Genomic DNA, 18,999 nt, shown 5'->3' on the forward strand with positions numbered 1-18,999 from the left:
TCGTATCCTTGCGGCATGAGGCGGACCTCCTTTGCCGACTGGCCCTGCTCCATCGCCCGCACCATGGACCTGCTGGGCGACTGGTGGACCCCGCTGGTGCTGCGCGAGGCGTTCTACGGCATCAAACGCTTCGACGCCTTCCAGCAGGAGCTCGGCATCGCGCGCAACACGCTCACCGACCGGCTGCGCCGCCTGGTCGACGAGGGCCTGATGGAAAAGCGCGCCTACCAGAGCGAGCCGGTGCGCTACGACTACCTCCTCACCGAGAAGGGCCGCGACTTCTTCGGGGTCCTGGCGGCGATGAACAGCTGGGGCAACCGCTGGCTGAGCGGCGACGAGGGGCCGCCGGTCGTCTTCCGCCACGACCGCTGCGGGCACGAGGCCGCCGCCGAGGTGGTCTGCGCGCACTGCAAGGAGCCGATGACGGCCGCGGACACCACGGCGCGCATGGGCCCCGGCTACCCGGTACGACTGGCCGAACGGCCGGACGTTCAGGCGCGCTTCAGCCGCTGACCTCCCTCCCCACGCCCGTCCCCGCATCCCCTTGACGAGTGAGTCTATCTACGCAACTCTCGTGGTCAGAGACGACTTCAGAGACGACTTCAGCGACGACAGAGAGGCGACCCACGATGGAGTGGACAGGCGCGCGTTACGCGGACACGCCGACGGCCGAGGCGCGCAGGGAGATCGCGGCGTCACCGGAACGCGTGTGGGAACTGGTGGCCGACATCGGCCTGATGCCCACGCTGAGCGCGGAGCTGCGGTCGGTCGAGTGGCTGGACGGGGCGACATCGCCCGCGACCGGCGCCCGGTTCCTCGGCCGCAGCGAGCACGCGTCGTTCGGTGCGTGGGAGACGACGTCGTACGTCGTGGAGTGCGAGGCGCCGCGGGTCTTCGCCTGGGCGGTCGAGGACCCCGAACACCCCAGCGCCGTATGGCGGTTCAGTCTGCGGGCGCGGGACGACGGCGGCACCGATCTCACCCAGTGGATGCAGCTGGGCCCCGGACGTTCGGGGCTCTCCTTCGCGATCGACCGGATGCCGGAGAAGGAACAGAAGATCGTCTTCGTGCGGATGAGGGAGTTCGAGCGGAACATGGCGGCCACCCTGGACGCGATCAAGGAGCTGGCCGAGGGCGCCCCGGCTCCCTCGGAAGGGCAGGGCGCCTAATGCGTACGTCGACGACGATCGAGGCGTCCGGGGCGAACTGGCGGGAGACGGCCGACTTCGTCACCGAGGCCGAGAAGCTCGGGATGGACATCTGCTGGGTCGCGGAGGCCTGGGGCGCCGAAGCGCCGTCCCCGCTCGGCTACTTGGCTGCCCGCACGGAACGGATGACGCTCGGCTCCGGGATCATCCAGCTCGCGACCCGGACCCCGGCGGCCATCGCCCGCGCGGCGATCACCCTCTCGAACATCTCGGAGGGCCGCTTCATCCTCGGGCTCGGCCCCTCCGGACCCCAGGTGATCGAGGGCCTGCACGGAGTGCCGTTCGCCCGCCCGCTGACTCGGATGCGGGAGACGGTGGAGATCGTCCGGCAGGCGGCCACGGGCGAGAAAATCTCGTACACGGGACGGGAGTTCACCCTCCCGCTGCCCGGCGGCGACGCCAGGCCCATGCGCCTGGCGATGCGCGCCGAACACGACCTGCCCATCTACCTGGCCACCCTCTCGCCCAAGATGCTCCGCCTGACCGGCGAGATCGCGGACGGCTGGCTCGGCACCAGCTTTGTGCCGGAGGGCGCGAAGGAGGCGTACTTCGACCACCTGGACGCGGGCCTGGCAGTCGCCGGGCGCACCCGCGCCGACCTGAACGTCTGCCAGGGCGCCGAAGTCGCCTTCGCCGACGACGAGGACGCGCTGCGCACGATGGTCGCGGGCCGCAAGAAGGAACTCGCCTTCAGCCTCGGCGGCATGGGCTCCGCCACCACCAACTACTACAACAACGCCTACAGCAGGCAGGGTTGGGCCGAGACAGCCGCCGAGGTCCGCACCCGCTGGCAGTCCGGCGACCGCGACGGCGCGGCCGCCCTGATCACCGACGAGATGGTCCTCGCCACCACCCTCATCGGCACCGAGCCCATGGTCCGCGCCCGCCTGCGCGTCTGGCGCGACGCGGGCGTGGACACGGTCCGCTTCTACCCGGCGGGCGAGAGCCTGGAGGCGCGGCTTGCGACGTTGGGGCGGGCGATCGAGCTGGTGCGGGAGGTGGAGCGGGAGCCGGGCGCACCTACCGGTGAGCCGGGCGCACCTACCGGACGGCCCGCAGCCGCCACAGCGACGTGACCTCCGCCGCGCGGGCCTTGTGCAAAGGGTCCGCCGGGTCGGTCGACCTGCGGTGGCGGGGTCTTGTGGTCAGGCGGTCCTGGATGTGCAGGCCCGCCGCGGTGATCGCCTGGGGAGCGCAGGCCGAGGTGTTCGGCGAGGTCCGACATGATCAGCCAGCCTTCGCCGCCGGGCAGCAGATGATCGGCCAGGCCTGAGAGGAAGCCGTGCAGCATGGTGCCTGCGGGGTCGTAGATGCCTTGCTCCAGTGCCGAGTTGGGCTTGGCGGGGAGCCAGGGCGGGTTGCACACGATCAGGGCGGCGCGGCCCGGCGGGTAGAGCCCGCCGCCGGTGGCGATCTCCACTCGGGAGGACAGGCCCAGGCGGTTCATGTTGTCGGCGGCGCATACCACGGCCCGCGGATTGCTGTCCGTGGCCACCACGTGCCGCACGCCCCTGTGGGCCAGGACCGCCGCCAGGACACCGGTGCCGGTGCCGAGGTCGAAGGCCGTCGCCCCGTGGGCCGCGGCCGGCAGCGGCGCCCGCGCGACCAGGTCGACGTACTCGCCCCTGACCGGTGAGAACACGCCGTAGTGCGGGTGGATCCTGGCGCCGATCGCGGGGATGTCCACACCCTTCGTACGCCATTGATGTGCGCCGATGACGCCGAGCAGTTCCCGCAGCGGGACCGCCCACGGGCCGCCGCCCCGGGGCGGGCCGTACGCCTCATCGCAGGCGGCGCGGACGTCGGGCGCTCTGCGCAGGCCGAGCGTGTGGTCCTCGCCCAGCGGCACCAGGAGCTTGGCGAGGACGCGGGCACGGTGTCCCGCGGCCCGGCGGTGGAGGTGGAAGGCCGCCGTCGGCGAGGCGGCCGGGGCAGGGGCAGGGGCAGGGGCTTTGCGGTCGATGCGGCGGCCCATGGCGCGCAGCAACTGGCGCGCCTGCTGGAAGTCGCCCTGCCACAGCAGCGCGGTGCCTTCGCAGGCCAGACGGTGAGCGGTGGCGGCGCTGAGCCGGTCGTCGGCCGGGACGACACGGACGGGCCGCGGCATCCCGGTCTCGGAGCGCCAGCGGACGGTGTGCTCGCCGTCGCCGTCGCCATTGCCATCGCCGTCGATCCAGCGGATCCAGTGGATCTCGGACACAGATACATACTCCTCAGAGGGTGAACGTGCGGGGCACGAACAGCACTTCGACGAGGAGCGGGAGTGGTGGAGAGGGCCCGGGGAAGGGCCGGGCGGCAGGCTCAGCGGAGCCGCGGCTCCCGCGTCGAAGTGCGGGAGGAGTCGCCGAGCACCAGGCCGGGCACTGTGCCGAGCGTCATCACCGGCTCCTTGAGGAGAGGGGGAGTGGGGCCGGGTGAATGTCTCATACGGGACGACGCGCGGGCAATCGCCTTTTTCGGCCCAGGATGCCGCCCCGGCACACCACCTGACCTGCACGCCCGTTGATCATCAACTGGCGTTCATGCAGGGCCTGTTGGCGTGGCGACCTTCACGATCTACCCTGGGAGCCGCCTTGAGGGGGGTCGCATGAGCGGACGTGTCGAGCACACCCGGAGCAGCGGACGACCGGCACCTGCGGGGAAGGGTGAGCGGGTCGCCGACTGGGCGGACGGCCGTCTCGGCATCAACTCCCTGGCCAAGACGCAGATGCGCAAGGTGTTCCCGGACCACTGGTCCTTCATGTTCGGCGAGATCTGTCTCTACAGCTTTCTGATCCTGATCCTCACCGGGATCTATCTGACCCTCTTCTTCGAGCCGAGCGGCGCCGAGGTCGTCTACGACGGTGTCTACACACCGCTCAAGGGCATCCAGATGACCCGGGCGTACGAGTCCACGGTCGACATCAGCATGGAGGTGCGCGGCGGTCTGCTCATCCGGCAGATCCACCACTGGGCCGCGGTCGTCTTCGTCGCCGCGATGCTCGTGCACATGATGCGGGTGTTCTTCACCGGGGCGTTCCGCAAGCCGCGCGAGCTCAACTGGCTGTTCGGCTGGACGCTGTTGTTCCTCGGGATCATCACAGGACTCACCGGCTACTCGCTCCCGGACGACCTGCTCTCCGGCACCGGCATCCGCTTCGCGCAGGGCGCCATCCTGTCCGTCCCGGTCATCGGGACGTATCTCTCCTTCTTCCTCTTCGGCGGAGAGTTCCCCGGCGACGACATCATTCCGCGGCTCTTCAGCGTGCATGTGCTGCTGCTGCCGGGGATCATGCTGGGGCTCGTCGTCGCCCATCTGATCCTGGTCTTCTACCACAAGCACACGCAGTTCGCCGGGCCCGGCAGGACCGAGAAGAACGTCATCGGGGCACCGTTCCTGCCCATCTACATCGCCAAGGCCGGCGGCTTCTTCTTCCTCGTCTTCGGCGTCCTCGCGGTCATGGGCGCGGTCGCCACCATCAACCCCGTGTGGGCGATGGGGCCCTACCGTCCCGATCTGGTCTCCACGGGAGCCCAGCCCGACTGGTATCTGGGCTTCTCCGAGGGGCTGATCCGGGTGATGCCCAGCTGGGAGATCAACGCCTGGGGGCACACGCTCCAACTCGGCGTCTTCATCCCGTTCTCGCTCTTCCCGCTGATCATGGTGGCGATCGCGGTCTATCCGTTCATCGAGGCCTGGATCACCGGCGACAAACGCGAGCACCACATCGCGGACCGGCCGCGCAACGCACCCGTGCGCACCGGTCTCGGTGTGGCCTGGCTGACGCTGTTCGGCATCCTGATGATCGGCGGCGGCAACGACCTGTGGGCCACGCACTTCCATCTCTCCATCAACGCGATCACGTGGTTCGTGCGGATCGGCGTCTTCGCCGGCCCGGTCATCGCCTTCCTCGTGACCCACCGATGGTGCATGGGCCTGCAGCTCCGCGACCGCGAGAAGGCGCTGCACGGGCGGGAGAGCGGCACGATCAAACGGCTGCCGCACGGTGAGTACGTAGAGGTCCATGTGCCCCTCAGCCAAGGTGAGTTGTACACGCTCACGGCGCACGAGCAGCCCAAGCCGTACGAGATCGGGCCGCTGGTGGACGCGAACGGCGTGGCCCGCAAGGTCACCCGGGGCGAGCGGCTGCGGGCCCGCCTGGGGCGGGCCATGTACGGGCCTTCGGCGCAGGTGCCCAAGGCGACCCCCGAGGAGTACCTGGAGATCCAACAGGGCGGCGGTGACTCCCATCACTGACGGGGGTCGATCGCGCACGCGGCGGCGGCGCTGCGGTTAGCCTCGCGTAGTGAATCAAGTACCGGAGAACACACCAAAGTTGTACGCCATCAGTGATCTGCACGTGGCGTACGACGACAACCGGAAGTTCCTCGAATCGCTGCGCCCGCAGACCGACGAGGACTGGCTGATCGTCGCCGGGGACACCGCCGAGCGCCTCGCCGACGTCGAATGGGCGCTGCGCACCCTCACCGACCGGTTCGCCAAAGTGGTGTGGACGCCGGGGAACCACGAGCTGTGGACGCACCCCAGCGACCCGGTCAAGCTGCGCGGCGAGGCCCGCTACCGCCATATCGTCGAACTCTGCCGCGAGTTGGGCGCCGCGACCCCCGAGGACCCTTACCCCGTGTGGCACGGCGCCGGCGGCCCGGCCACGGTGGCCCCCCTCTTCCTCCTCTACGACTACACCTTCCGCCCCGAAGGCACCCACACCAAAGAGAAGGCCTTGGAGGCCGCCCACGCGGCGGGCGTCGTCTGCACCGACGAGGTGCTGCTGCACCCCGACCCCTACCAGGGCCTCGACGACTGGTGCCGCGCCCGCGTGGCGTACACCGAGGAACGCCTGTCCCAGCGGACCCCCGGCCTCCCCACGGTCCTGATCAACCACTGGCCCCTGGTACGCGACCCCACGCGGATCCTGCACTACCCGGAGTTCGCCCTGTGGTGCGGCACCGAACTGACCGCGGACTGGCACGTGAAGTACGAGGCGGCGGCCGTGGTCTACGGCCACCTCCACATCCCCCGCACCACGTGGCACGACGGCGTCCGCTTCCAGGAGGTCTCGGTCGGCTACCCACGCGAATGGCGCCGCGACCGCCACCCCGCCCCGAGACTCCGCCAGATCCTGCCGGAGCCGGACGACGGCGCGTGAGGGATACGGGGCGTGAGGGATACGGGGCGTGAGCGATGCGGGACTCCTCAGTCCCGTGCGCCTTCGGCCGCCGCCTCCATCTGGCGGTCGACGGCGCGGCCGAAGTCGCGGAGCCAGTCGGGGCGTACGGCTGCCATGCCGAAGCCCGTGGGGGTCTTGAGGGGGCCGTGGGAGAGGTATTCCTCGCGGTAGCGGCGGCAGTCGCGGTGCCAGGTGTAGATGCCCGCCATCCAGTTCTCCAGTTCACGTGCGTAGCCGTCCAGGATGTTCCGAGTTTCCTGGGGGAGGTCGAAGTCGTCGTAGAGGACCGGGAGTTCGTGGGTCACCGTGTGCTGGAACTGGCTCAGGCGTGACTTCATCAAGTCGTCGATGATGCCGAGCGCCGTCGGATAGTCGCAGTCGAAGAAGTTCTGGACGACGAGGACGCCGTTGTGCATCTCGCCCTCGTACTCGATCTCCTTCTGGTACGAGAAGACGTCGTTCATCAGGGCGGAGTAGTCGCCGGCCGAGTTCTCCAGGTTCTGCATCGGGCCGGTGCGGTAGATCTCCTGCGGGACCTGCGGGCCGTTGCCCAGGCGGCACAGGCTCATCGTCAGGGGGCAGCCGAAGGTGAGTCGGCGCATCTCGATGTAGTCCACGGGGTCGGGGATACGATTCATCGCCTGGTTGTCCAGCTCCCAGAGCCAGCTTTCCGTCATGACCTCGATGGATGTGCGGAGCGTGCGGCGTGCCTCCACGTCCATCGGGTCGGCCGTGCGTTGCCACAGGTCCACCAGGCCGCGCTCCAGCGCGTTCGTCGGCGCCGGCATGTCCGCGAAGTCCAGCGGCATGAAGAGGGAGAGGCGGTCGCTGCAGAGCTTCGCGCCCGCCAGGTCGCGGGGCCTGCCGAAGACCACCGTGAAGTAGTCGTCCCCGTACGTGCCCCAGGTCAGCCACTGCGAACTCAGATCCAGGGCTGCCGGGTCCGCGTCCGGGTGGATGCCCGCCGCGCAGAGCGGGAAGTCGTAGCCATACAGCTTGTGCGCGTCCCAGATGTCCGAACTCGGCACTCCCGGCTGGGGTTCCAGCATCCCCATCCGCGACGACCACTCCACGCAGCGCGGGCGTGCCGCCTGGAGGTGGGGCGAGAGCGTTGTCTTGTAGGGGAGGTTGAAGTCGGGGAGGAGGGAAGGGCCGACCCGTTGGAAGGGGATGTGCGTGTGGCCGCGCAGCCGTTCCGCGCCCGTGGCCGACAGGAGCGCCTTGATCCCGGCGGCCGACGTGCCCAGGCCCGAGGGTCCTGCGAGCGGCGAGGCCGCGGCGGCGGCCTTCTCGTTCATGTAGCGGCTGGAGACCATGTGCCACTCGTGCCCTCCGGACTGCCAGTCCTGCAGGCCCTTGGCGTACGCGAGGACGTCCGCGCACTCCTGCGCGGGGAGCCCGGTGGAGGCGAACAGCGGGGCCAGTTCGGTGAGCGCCGTGCTCTCGAACTGCTGCATCCGCGAGGTCAGGAGATCGTTCACCGCCTCCGCGGCCTCCTGCGTCGTGCAGTCCAGGAACTTCTCAAGCACCAGGACGCCATTGGAGAGTTCGCCCTCGTCCTCGATCTCCCGCTGGTACGAGAACAGGTCGTTGCGCAGGTGGACGGCGTCGGAGAACGTCTCCTTGAGGACCCGCAGCGGCCTGGACTGCGCGACGGCCGGCGGCACTTCGGCTCCCGTCGCGTACTCGATGAGCCCCGCCGACCAGGGCGCGCCGCCCACCTTGCGGCGCATCTCGATGTACTCGACGGGGTTCGCGATCCGCCCCTCGTTGATGTTCGAGAGCTCCCACAGGGACTCGTTCAGGAGGTTCTTCGTGCTCTCGGCGAACCGTTCCCTCCAGCCCTGCGACATGTGCGGCACCGTCCGCGCCCACAGGTCCGCGAGCCCCGCCTCGACCGGATTGGTCGGCTCCGGCACGGGCGTGGACAGATCCATGGGCATGAAGGCCGGCAGCCGGTCGAGATGGGCCTTGCCGCCCTCGCGGTCCTGGGTGCGTTTGAAGAGTTCGAGGAAGTGGTCGTCGAAGAAGAACACCCACACGTACCAGTCGGTGACCAGCGACAGCGCGGGGCCGTCGCAGTCGGGGTGGGTGTAGGAACACAGCAGCGGATAGTCGTGGGCGTCCAGATCGCTCTCCTCCCAGACACCCGAGCCCTCCAGCATTCCCATGTCGCGTGCCCACTTCTTGGAGTGCGCCTTCGCCTCTTCCACATGCGGGTTGAGGCGGGCGGGATGAACCATGTAGAAGCGGGGCAGGTCGAAGGGCTGCGACATTCGGTCGTTTTCTCCTCGCGCGGCGGCGTATGGGCCACTCAGCACTACCCGTACGGCGCCGGCCGATGCGACGGCCGCCGGGGCGTCACACCATCGCGTGATCCGTGGAACTCAAACCCACTTCATGGAGCAGGTGGCGAGCTCGCCCGGTGTTCCGTCCGGGGCGACCGGGGTGAGCGTCAGCTCCGTGGCCGCCTCGTTCCCCTGCCGCCGCAGCGACTTCACGTAGTACACCTCGTCGTAGATCCGCCCGAGCCACTCGTCCTCCCGGCGCAGGTCGTAGTACCAGACCTCTCCGGGGTCCGCGATGCGCCAGGAGAGGAAGACCTCGGCTGTGTCGGCGCCCTCTTCGGCTACGTACGCGGTGTCGACCTGGAAGGCCTTGGGGCGTGAGGGCAGTGCGGTGAACTTGTTCTCCCGCAGGGCGAGTTCGCCGAGGTGAACCTCGGATGCCGTGCGCACGGCCAGCGCCGCGATCGTGCGGTCGCGGAACTCCGTGAGGGGGTGGGTGGACGTGTGCCATCCGGTTCCGGTGCCGGGGGTCGCCCGCGCCCGCAGCCACACGAAGTGCTCCGTGTCGTCGGCGAAGAGCAGCCCCACCTCCAGGGCGCCCCCGGCCCCCGCGTACGTGACCGAGACCCTCTCCCCGCCCGTGCGCACCGCGAGCTCCGTCTTGTAGAGGCGGACCGTCGCGCCGCCCGGCAGGCGCAGCGAGCAGCCGCCGTCGTACGCCTTTGTGTAGTCGTAGTCCGGCGGCGCGTCCCCGCCCTCCGACCAGAACTGCCAGGTGGGCAGGACGTCTTGGACCGACGCGTTGTACCATTCCGCGTCGCTCGCCCGGCGCCCCGCCAGGAAGAAGCCGCGGCCGTGGCCGGTGTTGAAGCGGGTGACGAAGGGGAACGCGCCGATCACCGATCGCTCGGTGACGTAGTGCGCCACGCCGTCCCACTTGAGGTGGTTGTCCGGCTCCGGGACGCCGGGCTCGTGGGTCAGGACGCGGCCGGTCCGCGTGGGGTCGCAGGACGGGCCCGACCAGTAGCGGCGCTCCCGCTCGAAGACGGCGTCCTGCGCGTCCGGGTCCTCGTGCCCGGGATGCAGCTCCCACACGAAGTGCGAGCCGAACAGGGCCCAACTGGTCCTGGCCGGACGGCCTTCGGGGAAGACGAGGCGCGGGTCGTACTCCGGATCGAAGCCGAACTGCTCGTTCTCCGTGCCGTGGAACACCGCCTCGTACGGATCGCGGCCGAGCCGCAGCGCCGTGGCCCGGGAGGTCCCGACGCCGGCCTCGGTCATCCAGTAGTTGGCGAAGAAGCTGTCGGCGCCCGCCTCCAGCCAGGGGGCGTTCTCCTCGTTCAGGTGGTTCAGGTAGTCGAGCCCGCCGTCGGGCCGGATCGTGTCGTACCACTGGATGTGGAAGCCCTCCGGAGCGCGAGACCGCAGATAACCGAGCAGCTCGCGCAGCCGCTTCGCCTCGTCCGGCGGGGTCTCGGCCTCGTGATTGATGAAATAGCCGTCGAACCCGAAGTACGCGGCCATCTCGATCATTTTGTCCGCCACCGGGTACGAGCCGTCGGGGCGCCGTTCGAGATACGCGGCGAACTCGCCCGGCCGCGGCCAGAACCAGCAGCCGAGGCTCCTGACGCCATTGCGGTGCGCCGCGTCCGTGTAGGCGGGATTGGGCGGGTTGATCAGGCCGTGGACCGGTTCGGCCACCGGCGATCCGTCGACGGGCAGACCGTGCCAGGAGCCGTAGAAGTCCGTGTACTGCCAGAAGCGGAGCAGCCGCCGGGCGAAGGAGTCGTCGTACTTCCGGGCGGTGAAGAACGCCCCGTCGTAGTCGTTGCACAGGTTCATCACCTGGGCGCCGGTGGGGAGTTCGGGCCGCGCCTGGGTGGCGGGGAAGGGTGCGATGCGGGGCGCGAGCGGAACGCGTGAGCGGAAGTGGCGGGCCCAACGGTCGGACCGCGGGCTCCAGTTCTTCAGCGCCTCGGCGTCGTAGCCGTGCATGAAGGGCTGATGGCCTGGTTCTGGGCTCATCCGGGTGAGAGTGAAGCAGAAACACGGCCTCGTCAATACCCGTAACGGCACCGGAATTTGTATTCTCACACCCCCTTGTCGCGGGCATCTTTAGCGCTTTAGCCTGCTCGCCCTCAAGCGCTTTAGCCAGGCGTCGTTCCATCAGCGTTTCATCAACGGTCCATCAACGGTCCATCAACGGTCAGTCAACGCGAGGGGAGGTCACGCATGCGTCGCACTCCGGCACGGCGCCCCACCATCAAGGACATCGCCGTGCGGGCCGGTGTCTCGGAGAGCGCCGTCTCCTTCGCGCTCAACGGGCGGCCCGGAGTCTCCGAGTCCACCCGCGACCGCGTCCGCAGGGTCGCCGAAGAGCTCGGCTGGCGGCCGAGCGCCGCCGCGCGGGCCCTCTCCGGGGAGGGCTCGGGCACGGTCGGGCTCGTCCTGGCCAGACCGGCCCGGACGCTGGGCGTCGAGTCGTTCTTCCTCCAGCTCGTCTCCGGCATCCAGGAGGTGCTCGCGCGCCGCAGGCTCGGGCTGCTCTTCCAGGTCGTCGAGGACATCGACGCGGAGTGCGCGGTCTACCGCCGCTGGTGGGCCGAGCGCCGGGTCGACGGCATGCTCGTCGTCGACCCGCGCGGCACGGACCCCCGGCTCCCGCTCCTCGACGAACTGAGGCTGCCCGCGGTCGTCGTGGGCACCCTGCCGGAGCCGCACACCGACTACCCCGGCATCTCCAACCTCTGGGCCGACGACGCCCTCGCCATGGCCTCCATCGTCGACCACCTGTACCTGCTCGGCCACCGCCGCATCGCGCACATCGCCGGGCTCCCCGAACTCACCCACACCCGGCGGCGCATCCGCTCCCTGCGGGCCGAGGCCGACCGGCGCGGCCTGAGCGACGTGCACTCGCTCACCACCGACTACTCCGACGCCCAGGGGGCCGAGGCCACCCGCCGGGTCCTCGCGGGGGAGCGGCGGCCCACCGCGATCGTGTACGACAACGACGTGCTGGCCGTCGCCGGACTCGGTGTCGCCGCCGAGCACGGCATCTCCGTACCCGCAGACCTCGCGATCGTCGCCTGGGACGACTCCGTCCTCACCCGCTCGACCCACCCCGCGCTCACCGCCCTGGTCCGCGACACCGCCGTCTACGGCGGGCACGCGGCCGAGCAGCTGATCGCCCTCCTCGACGGCGGCCCCGCCGTCCGCGTCCAGGACCAGCTCCCGCACCTGGAGGCGCGCGGCAGCACCGCAGCGCGCGCCGCCCCCTGAGCACCCCCCACGCACCGTCCCCGCGTCAAGACAACGTTGCCAACCCGGAGGTATCAACCCGCCATGAAGTGGACCAGACTGGGCGTCACGGGCGCGGCCGCTCTCGCGCTCTCCGTCACCGCAGGCTGTTCGGCGACCCCCACCGCCTCCGGCGGCAGGGGCACGGACTCGCTGACCGTGAACATGGGCTTCTCCGGCAACACCATCGCCCGCAACTTCAGCCCGTTCTCGGTGAAGGCGAGCCAGGGCACCTTCGGCTTCCAGTACGAGCCGCTGTTCTCCTTCAACAACCTCCAGGGCGGCAAGTTCGTCCCCTGGCTCGCCACCAAGTACGCCTGGTCCGACGGCGGCAAGAAGATCACCATCGATCTGGACAAGCGCGCCAACTGGAGCGACGGCACCAAGCTGACCGCCAAGGACGTCATCTTCGCCTTGGAGTACGTCACCAAGCAGGACCTGCCGGTGGACTGGCGGTTCGAGTACGAGAAGGCGACCGCGACCGACGACCACACCGTGGTCATCACCTTCGACACCCCCGGCTACGCCCGCCTGCGCAACATCGGCTCCATCCGCCCCGTCCCCGCCAAGATCTGGAAGGGCAAGGACGGCAAGACCTTCACCAACCCCGACCCGGTGGCCAGCGGCCCGTACAAGCTCAAGCGGTACGCGGCCCAGCAGCTCACCTTCGAGGCCAGGGACGACTACTGGAAGCAGAAGGTGCCGGTGAAGACCCTCAAGGCGCCGGTCGTCTCCTCGTCGTCCGAGATAGGCAAGCTGCTCAGCGGCGAGGTCGAGTGGAGCGGCGGCGCCGTGCCCGACGTGAAGAAGAGCTACGTCGACAAGGACCCGAAGAACCACCACGCCTGGTATCCCACCTACGGCGGCACCTACATGTTCTTCAACCACAAGAAGGCGCCGTTCAAGAACGTCCACGTCCGCAAGGGCCTCTCCCTCGCCGTCGACCGCTCCGAGCTCGCCGACCTCGGCAACCCGGGCATGCTCAAGCCGCTCAACCTCACCGGACTCGACACCCGGACGCAGGGCAAATGGATCGACGGCCAGTATCAGGATGCCGATCAGCCCAAGCCCGAACTGGCTGCAGCACAGAAGGAGTTCGCCAAGGCCGGATACGAGATGAAGGACGGGAAGCTCGTCGGCAAGGACGGCAAGCAGCTCGGCTTCACGATCCTCGAAGTGACCGAGTTCGCCGACTCCATCCAGCGGGACAAGGTCCTCGCCCAGCAGCTGAAGAAGGCCGGCGTCAAGGTCGAGGTCCAGCCCATGCCGAGCGCCCAGCTCGACACGGCCCGTCAGCAGGCCAAGTTCGACGTCCTGGTCGGCGGCGCCGTCTTCTACAACACGCCGTACAACTTCTACCGGGACATGCTGCACAGCGACAACGTCGGCATCTGGACCAACTACGGCCACTACAAGAGCGCGAAGGCCGACGGCATCCTCAAGGAGATGGAGCGCGCGGGCGACGACGCGACCATCAAGAAGCTCTCCGCGAAGCTGGAGAAGCTGATGATCGACGAGGTGCCCGCCGCCCCGCTCATCACCAACGGAGCCTCCGCCCAGTACAACAGCAAGAACTGGACCGGCTGGCCCGACGAGAAGAACCCCTACGCCATCCCCGCGCCCTGGGCGGGCCCCACCGACATGGTGCGGACGATCCTGTCCCTCCGCCCCGCGAAGGCGGGCTAGGCGCATGACGGCCCCCTCCGAAACGGTGGCTGTCGTCGCGGCAGCCGAAAGCCCGAAGGAACGGCCGGCGCGCCGGCTCAGGCTCGGCGCGGGCCGCTACTTCGTGCAGCGCCTCGGCTTCTATCTGGCCGCCGCGTGGATCGCCATCACGCTCAACTTCCTGCTGCCCAGGCTGATGCCGGGCGACCCGGCGTCCGCGCTCATCGCGCAGATGCAGGGCCGCTCGGCGCTCTCCGGCGAGCAGATCGCCAGCATCTACCGGCTGTTCGGCGATCCGGGCGAACCGCTGTGGAGCCAGTACCTCACCTACCTCGGGCAGGTCGCGCACCTCGACTTCGGGCTCTCGGTGGCGTTCTTCCCGACGCCGGTGTGGGACGTCATCAGCGCGGGCCTGCCGTGGACGATCGGGCTCGTCGGCATCACCGCCGTCCTGTCCTTCGTCATCGGCACGGCGGGCGGCATCATGGCGGGCGGCCGCGCGGGCTCACGCGTCGACTCGGTGGCGACGCCGGGCGCGATGTTCCTCAACGCCCTTCCCACCTTCTGGATCGCGCTGCTCTTCGTCCTCGTCTTCGGCTTCCAGCTGGCCTGGCTGCCGACGGGCGGCGCGTACGACGGTGACCTGACGCCGGGCTTCACGGCCGAGTTCATCGGCAGCGTCATCAGCCATGCCGCGCTGCCCGCGCTCACCATCGCGCTCGGCTGGTCGGCCACCTGGTACATCGGCATGCGGAACATGATGATCACGACGGTCTCCGAGGACTACGTTCTCCTCGCCCGCGCCAAGGGACTCGGCAAGAGCCGCGTGATGTTCCGGTACGCGGCCCGCAACGCGATCCTGCCGAGCGTCGCCGGGTTCGCCATCAACATCGGCAACGTGGTCGGCGGACAGCTCCTGGTGGAGGCCGTCTTCGCGTATCCCGGCGTCGGCTATCTGCTCTACCAGTCCGTCGCCAGCGTCGACTACCCGCTGATGCAGGCGCTGTTCCTGATGGTCTCGCTGTCGGTCCTCGCCGCGAACTTCCTCGCCGACTCCGTGTACGGCCTGATCGACCCCCGGGCCAGGGAGGGCCGCGCATGAACCTCAGCCTCAGCAGCTTCAAGGGGCGGCTGCCGGAGAACCGCAAAGTGTGGCTTCCGGAGAACCGCAAGGTGCGGGCCGGGATCGCGATCCTCGTGTTCTTCGCGCTGTTCGCGCTGGCCGGGCCCTTCCTCGTGGAGGACGTCTTCGGGCTCTCCGCCACCGCCATCCACACGGCCGACGGCATGCAACCACCCTCCGGATCCCATCTGTTGGGGACGACGGCCACCGGCGAGGACGTCCTGGCCCAGCTCGTCGTCGGCAGCCGCGTCTCGCTCCTGGTGGGACTGGTCGCCGCCGTCATCTCGACCACCCTGTCGGTGCTGGTCGGCGTCGCGGGCGGCTATCTGGGTGGCACCGCGGACGCGCTGCTCACGGCCGGCACGAACATCGCCCTCGTCATTCCCAGCCTGCCCCTGCTGATCATCGTCGCGAGTTACGTCAAGGGGCGCGGCGGCTGGCTGACGGTGGCCCTCATCATCGGCCTGACGTCCTGGCCGTGGGGTGCCCGCGGCAAACGCGCGCAGACGCTCTCGTTGCGGCGAAGGGACTTCGTCACGGCCGCCGAGATGACCGGCGAGAGCCGCTGGTGGATCATCACCCGCGAGCTGATCCCCAGCATGGCGCCGCTGATCTCGGCGAGCTTCCTGTCCGCCGTGGTCCTCTCGATGTTCGCCGACGCCGGGCTCTCCTTCATCGGCCTCGGCAACATCAACCTCACCAGCTGGGGCTCGATGCTCTACTGGGCGCAGAATGCATCGGCCCTGGCGCGCGGCGCCTGGTGGTGGTTCATCCCGCCCGGCGCGTGCATCGCCGTCATCGGCGTCGCGGCGGGCCTCATCAACTTCGGCATCGACGAGATCGCCAACCCCCGCCTTCGCAAGCCGGGCCGGGCCGTGCGCCGCCGGGCGGCGGCCGCGGCCCTGCGCACCACCGAGGAGGCACGATGAGCGATACCACCGAGGTGCTGCTGCGGGCGCGCGGGCTGCGCGTCGACTACTTCGACCGGGCCGAACCCGTCCACGCCGTACGCGACGTCGACCTCACCCTGTACCGCGGGGAGACCCTGGGGATCGTAGGAGAGAGCGGCTGCGGCAAGTCGACGCTGGTCACGGCCCTCACCCGGCTCGAGCGGCCGCCGGCCGTCACCACGGCGGGCACGGTCCACCTCCACGGCGAAGGGCCGCCGGTCGACCTGCTCAAGCTCACCGAACGTGAGCTGCGCGCCCTGCGCTGGGAGCGCGTCGCGATCGTCTTCCAGAGCGCCATGAACGCGCTCAACCCGGTGCACCGGCTCGGCGCACAGTTCGCCGACGTACTGCGGCTGCACCGCGGCCTGTCGCGGGACGACGCCTGGCGGCGTGCGGGGGAACTGCTCGGCATGGTCGGCATCCCGGCGGACCGGGTGCGCGCCTACCCCCACGAACTCTCCGGCGGCATGCGGCAGCGCGCCACCATCGCGCTCGCCCTCGCCTGCGAACCGGACCTCGTGGTGATGGACGAGCCGACGACCGCCGTGGACGTGGTCATGCAGCGCCAGATCCTGCGCCAAGTGGCGCGACTGAAGCGCGAGTTGGGGTTCTCCGTCATCTTCATCACGCATGACCTCTCGCTGCTCATCGAGATCGCCGACCGGATCGCCGTCATGTACGCGGGCCGGGTCGTCGAGACAGGACCCGCCCGACAGCTGTACGCCGACCCTCGACACCCCTACACGGCCGCACTGCGCGGCGCCTTCCCGCCGCTGCACGGACCGCGCCGCGAGATCACCGGCATCCCCGGCTCCCCGCCGGGCCTGCGGCACCCGCCGACGGGCTGCCCCTTCCATCCGCGCTGCCCGAAGCGGTTCGACCCCTGTGACGAACAAGTACCCGCGCTGCTCGCCATGGCGGGCGGCGAGGTGGCCTGCCATCTCCACGCCGGGCTTCAGGAGCAGCAGCACGAGTCGAGGAGCACCAATGTCCCTGGGTGAACCGGTACTTGAGGCCCGCGAGGTCACCAAGCGCTTCCCGCTGCACGGCCCCGGACAGCACGGCAAGGTCGTACGCGCCGTCGAACCCACCACCCTCGCCCTGCACCAGGGCCGCATCACCGCGCTCGTCGGCGAGAGCGGCAGCGGCAAGTCGACGCTCGCCAGGCTGCTCGCGCTCGGCTACCCGCCCACCGAGGGCGAGATCCGTCTCGACGGAGCCCCCGTCGCGGCGGCCCGCTCGGCCAAGGGCAAACGGGCGTACTACCGCCAGGTGCAGATGGTCTTCCAGGACCCCTTCTCCTCGCTGAGCCCTGTCCACCGGCTGCGCTACATCCTCGGCCGGCCGCTGCGCCTGCACGGCCACGTGCGGGGCCGGGCGGAGACGGAAAGGGCGGTCGTCGACCTCCTGGAGCGGGTCAACCTCACCCCGGCCGACCAGTTCATCGACAAGTTCCCGCACGAGCTGTCCGGCGGCCAGCGCCAGCGCGTCGCCATCGCCCGCGCGCTCGCCGCACGCCCCAAGGTGCTGCTCGGCGACGAACCGGTGTCGATGCTCGACGTCTCCATCCGCCTCGACATCCTCAACCTCCTCGGCAAGCTCCGCGACGACGAGGGCCTCGCGATCCTCTACATCACCCACGACATCGCGAGCGCCCGCTACTTCGCCGACGAGATCAAGGTCCTCTACGCGGGCCAGCTCGTCGAATCGGGGCCGGGTGACGCGCTCGTGGAGAACCCCCGACACCCCTACACACGGCTCCTGTTGGAGTCCGCGCCCGACCCCGACCGGGGCGGACTGCTCGACGAGCCGGAGGTCCTCGACGACGAGGAGACCCTCGGCGAACCGCCCAGCCTGGTCGACCCGCCCACCGGCTGCCGCTTCCACCCCCGCTGCCCGATCGCGAAGCCGGTGTGCGCCACCGCCTTCCCGCCGCGCACCCACTTCGACGACGGGCAGTGGGTGCACTGCTGGAGCTACGACGAGGAGAAGTACCAGTGATACAGCCGTGGTTCACGGACGCCAAGCTCGGCATCTTCCTCCACTGGGGCATCTACAGCGTGGACGGAGTCGCCGAGTCCTGGTCCTTCTTCCACGACCAGGTGCCCTACGACCAGTACATGGCGCAGCTCGAGGGCTTCACCGCCTCCGCGTACGACCCCGACTCCTGGGCGGACCTGTTCGTCCGCGCCGGCGCCCGATACGCCGTCCTCACCGCCAAGCACCACGACGGCGTCGCCCTCTGGGACACGGCCGCCAACGACCTCTCCGTCGTCAAACGCACCCCGGCGGGCCGCGACCTGATCTCTCCATACGTCGATGCCCTGCGCGCCCGCGGCATCAAAGTCGGCCTGTACTACTCGCACTTGGACTGGTCACACCCCGACTACGCCACCGTGCGCCCCGATGGCCAGGACCCCGCCGAGCGCGGCAACCGTTACTCGATGCCCGCCGTCGGCGAGGAGTCCGAGCCGCGGTGGGCGGACTTCCTCGCCTTCCACCGCGCACAGGTACGGGAACTGCTCGAACGGTTCGAGCCCGACCTGCTCTGGTTCGACGGGGAGTGGGAACGCAGCCCCGAACAGTGGCGGATGGCGGAACTCGCCGAGGAGATCCGCGCGCTGTCCCCGCACACGGTCGTCAACGGCCGCCTCACCGGGCACGGCGACTACGCGACGCCCGAGCAGGGCGTGCCCATCGAACCGCCGTCCCAGCCATGGGAGTTGTGCCTCACCGTCAACGACTCCTGGGGCTACCAGCCGCAGGACGACCACCACAAGTCACCCCGACAGCTGGTCCGCATCTTCGTGGAGGCCATCGGGGGCGGCGGCAACCTCCTCCTCGACGTCGGCCCGAAAGAGGACGGCACGCTCCTCTCCGAGCAGACCGAGCGCCTCGAAGCGCTGGGGGAGTGGACGTCCCGGCACACCGACGCCGTCTACGGCACGGTGCGGGGCCTTCCGCACGGCCACTTCTATGGTCCCTCGACGCTCTCGGCCGACCGCCGCACCCTGTATCTGTTCCTCTTCGACCGGCCCAACGAGTACGTGGTCCTGCGCGGCGTACGCAACGTGGTGACGTCCGCACGCGTACTGGGCAAGGGAGTCGAGGCGCGCCACGAGCGGGTCGGCGGCCTCGGCGACGTACCCGGCTGGGAGTACGTCCATGTGAGCGACGACCAGCTCGACCCCCTCTGCACCGTGCTCGCACTCGAACTCGACGGCGAACTGGACTTGTACCGAGCGCATACGCGCGACTGAGCGCTTCACTGCGGGCCGGTGGGGGCTGGTCGCGCCCGCG

The 18,999-nt window shown here is 69.6% G+C and carries 14 protein-coding genes and 1 pseudogene; 12 read left to right on the forward strand and 3 right to left on the reverse strand.

Annotation, left to right across the window (positions count from 1 at the left end):
* The first annotated feature begins 15 nt into the window (after positions 1 to 15).
* From OG453_RS33130 to OG453_RS33140, 3 genes are all read left to right on the forward strand, one after another.
* Positions 16 to 513, forward strand: coding sequence for a helix-turn-helix domain-containing protein (locus tag OG453_RS33130; RefSeq protein ID WP_266872242.1), 498 nt, complete (start codon positions 16 to 18; stop codon positions 511 to 513).
* Positions 514 to 629: 116 nt separating this feature from the next.
* The gene (locus tag OG453_RS33135; protein ID WP_266872243.1) at positions 630 to 1,169 is read left to right on the forward strand and encodes an SRPBCC family protein; all 540 of its coding nucleotides are present in this window, start codon (positions 630 to 632) and stop codon (positions 1,167 to 1,169) included.
* Positions 1,169 to 2,284: an LLM class flavin-dependent oxidoreductase gene (locus tag OG453_RS33140; RefSeq protein ID WP_266872244.1), complete on the forward strand. Its 1,116-nt coding sequence runs from the start codon at positions 1,169 to 1,171 to the stop codon at positions 2,282 to 2,284. The genes OG453_RS33135 and OG453_RS33140 overlap by 1 nt, the downstream gene beginning before the upstream one ends.
* Here OG453_RS33140 and OG453_RS33145 read toward each other — a convergent pair.
* Positions 2,250 to 3,381 (reverse strand): annotated as a pseudogene (locus tag OG453_RS33145) (methyltransferase). The gene OG453_RS33140 and the pseudogene OG453_RS33145 sit on opposite strands and share 35 nt — an antisense overlap.
* A 414-nt stretch (positions 3,382 to 3,795) precedes the next feature.
* Here OG453_RS33145 and OG453_RS33150 point away from each other — a divergent pair.
* Together OG453_RS33150 and OG453_RS33155 are read left to right on the forward strand one after the other, a co-directional pair.
* Positions 3,796 to 5,445 (forward strand): cytochrome bc complex cytochrome b subunit, encoded by a 1,650-nt coding sequence (locus OG453_RS33150; RefSeq protein ID WP_266872245.1) that lies wholly within the window; start codon positions 3,796 to 3,798, stop codon positions 5,443 to 5,445.
* Between the two features lie 49 nt (positions 5,446 to 5,494).
* On the forward strand, positions 5,495 to 6,355 hold the full coding sequence (locus OG453_RS33155; RefSeq protein WP_266872246.1) for a metallophosphoesterase: 861 nt from the start codon (positions 5,495 to 5,497) through the stop codon (positions 6,353 to 6,355).
* A 47-nt stretch (positions 6,356 to 6,402) separates the two neighbouring features.
* On the opposite strand, the gene OG453_RS33160 is transcribed toward OG453_RS33155, so the two are convergent.
* Both OG453_RS33160 and OG453_RS33165 read right to left on the reverse strand, forming a co-directional pair.
* Positions 6,403 to 8,652, reverse strand: coding sequence for a terpene synthase family protein (locus tag OG453_RS33160; RefSeq protein ID WP_266872247.1), 2,250 nt, complete (start codon positions 8,650 to 8,652; stop codon positions 6,403 to 6,405).
* A 111-nt stretch (positions 8,653 to 8,763) separates the two neighbouring features.
* Positions 8,764 to 10,689, reverse strand: a complete 1,926-nt coding sequence (locus tag OG453_RS33165; protein ID WP_266872248.1) for a hypothetical protein — start codon at positions 10,687 to 10,689, stop codon at positions 8,764 to 8,766.
* A 207-nt stretch (positions 10,690 to 10,896) separates the two neighbouring features.
* On the opposite strand from OG453_RS33165, the gene OG453_RS33170 reads away from it, so the two are divergent.
* The 7 genes from OG453_RS33170 (at position 10,897) to OG453_RS33200 (ending at position 18,959) form a co-directional block, all read left to right on the forward strand.
* Positions 10,897 to 11,943 (forward strand): LacI family DNA-binding transcriptional regulator, encoded by a 1,047-nt coding sequence (locus OG453_RS33170; protein ID WP_266872249.1) that lies wholly within the window; start codon positions 10,897 to 10,899, stop codon positions 11,941 to 11,943.
* 63 nt (positions 11,944 to 12,006) lie between these two features.
* A complete protein-coding gene (locus OG453_RS33175) occupies positions 12,007 to 13,647 on the forward strand; it encodes an ABC transporter substrate-binding protein (protein WP_266872251.1) in 1,641 nt (546 codons plus the stop codon).
* A gap of 4 nt (positions 13,648 to 13,651) precedes the next feature.
* The gene (locus OG453_RS33180; protein WP_266872252.1) at positions 13,652 to 14,728 is read left to right on the forward strand and encodes an ABC transporter permease; all 1,077 of its coding nucleotides are present in this window, start codon (positions 13,652 to 13,654) and stop codon (positions 14,726 to 14,728) included.
* The gene (locus tag OG453_RS33185) at positions 14,725 to 15,678 is read left to right on the forward strand and encodes an ABC transporter permease (protein ID WP_266872253.1); all 954 of its coding nucleotides are present in this window, start codon (positions 14,725 to 14,727) and stop codon (positions 15,676 to 15,678) included. Before OG453_RS33180 ends, OG453_RS33185 begins: the two co-directional genes overlap by 4 nt.
* Positions 15,675 to 16,700: an ABC transporter ATP-binding protein gene (locus OG453_RS33190; RefSeq protein ID WP_266872254.1), complete on the forward strand. Its 1,026-nt coding sequence runs from the start codon at positions 15,675 to 15,677 to the stop codon at positions 16,698 to 16,700. The genes OG453_RS33185 and OG453_RS33190 overlap by 4 nt, the downstream gene beginning before the upstream one ends.
* Positions 16,687 to 17,700, forward strand: coding sequence for an ABC transporter ATP-binding protein (locus OG453_RS33195; protein WP_266872255.1), 1,014 nt, complete (start codon positions 16,687 to 16,689; stop codon positions 17,698 to 17,700). Before OG453_RS33190 ends, OG453_RS33195 begins: the two co-directional genes overlap by 14 nt.
* Positions 17,700 to 18,959: an alpha-L-fucosidase gene (locus tag OG453_RS33200; protein ID WP_266873216.1), complete on the forward strand. Its 1,260-nt coding sequence runs from the start codon at positions 17,700 to 17,702 to the stop codon at positions 18,957 to 18,959. Before OG453_RS33195 ends, OG453_RS33200 begins: the two co-directional genes overlap by 1 nt.
* Positions 18,960 to 18,999: the final 40 nt, after the last annotated feature.

Origin of the sequence: Streptomyces sp. NBC_01381 (assembly GCF_026340305.1) — a bacterium.
GTDB lineage: Bacteria > Actinomycetota > Actinomycetes > Streptomycetales > Streptomycetaceae > Streptomyces.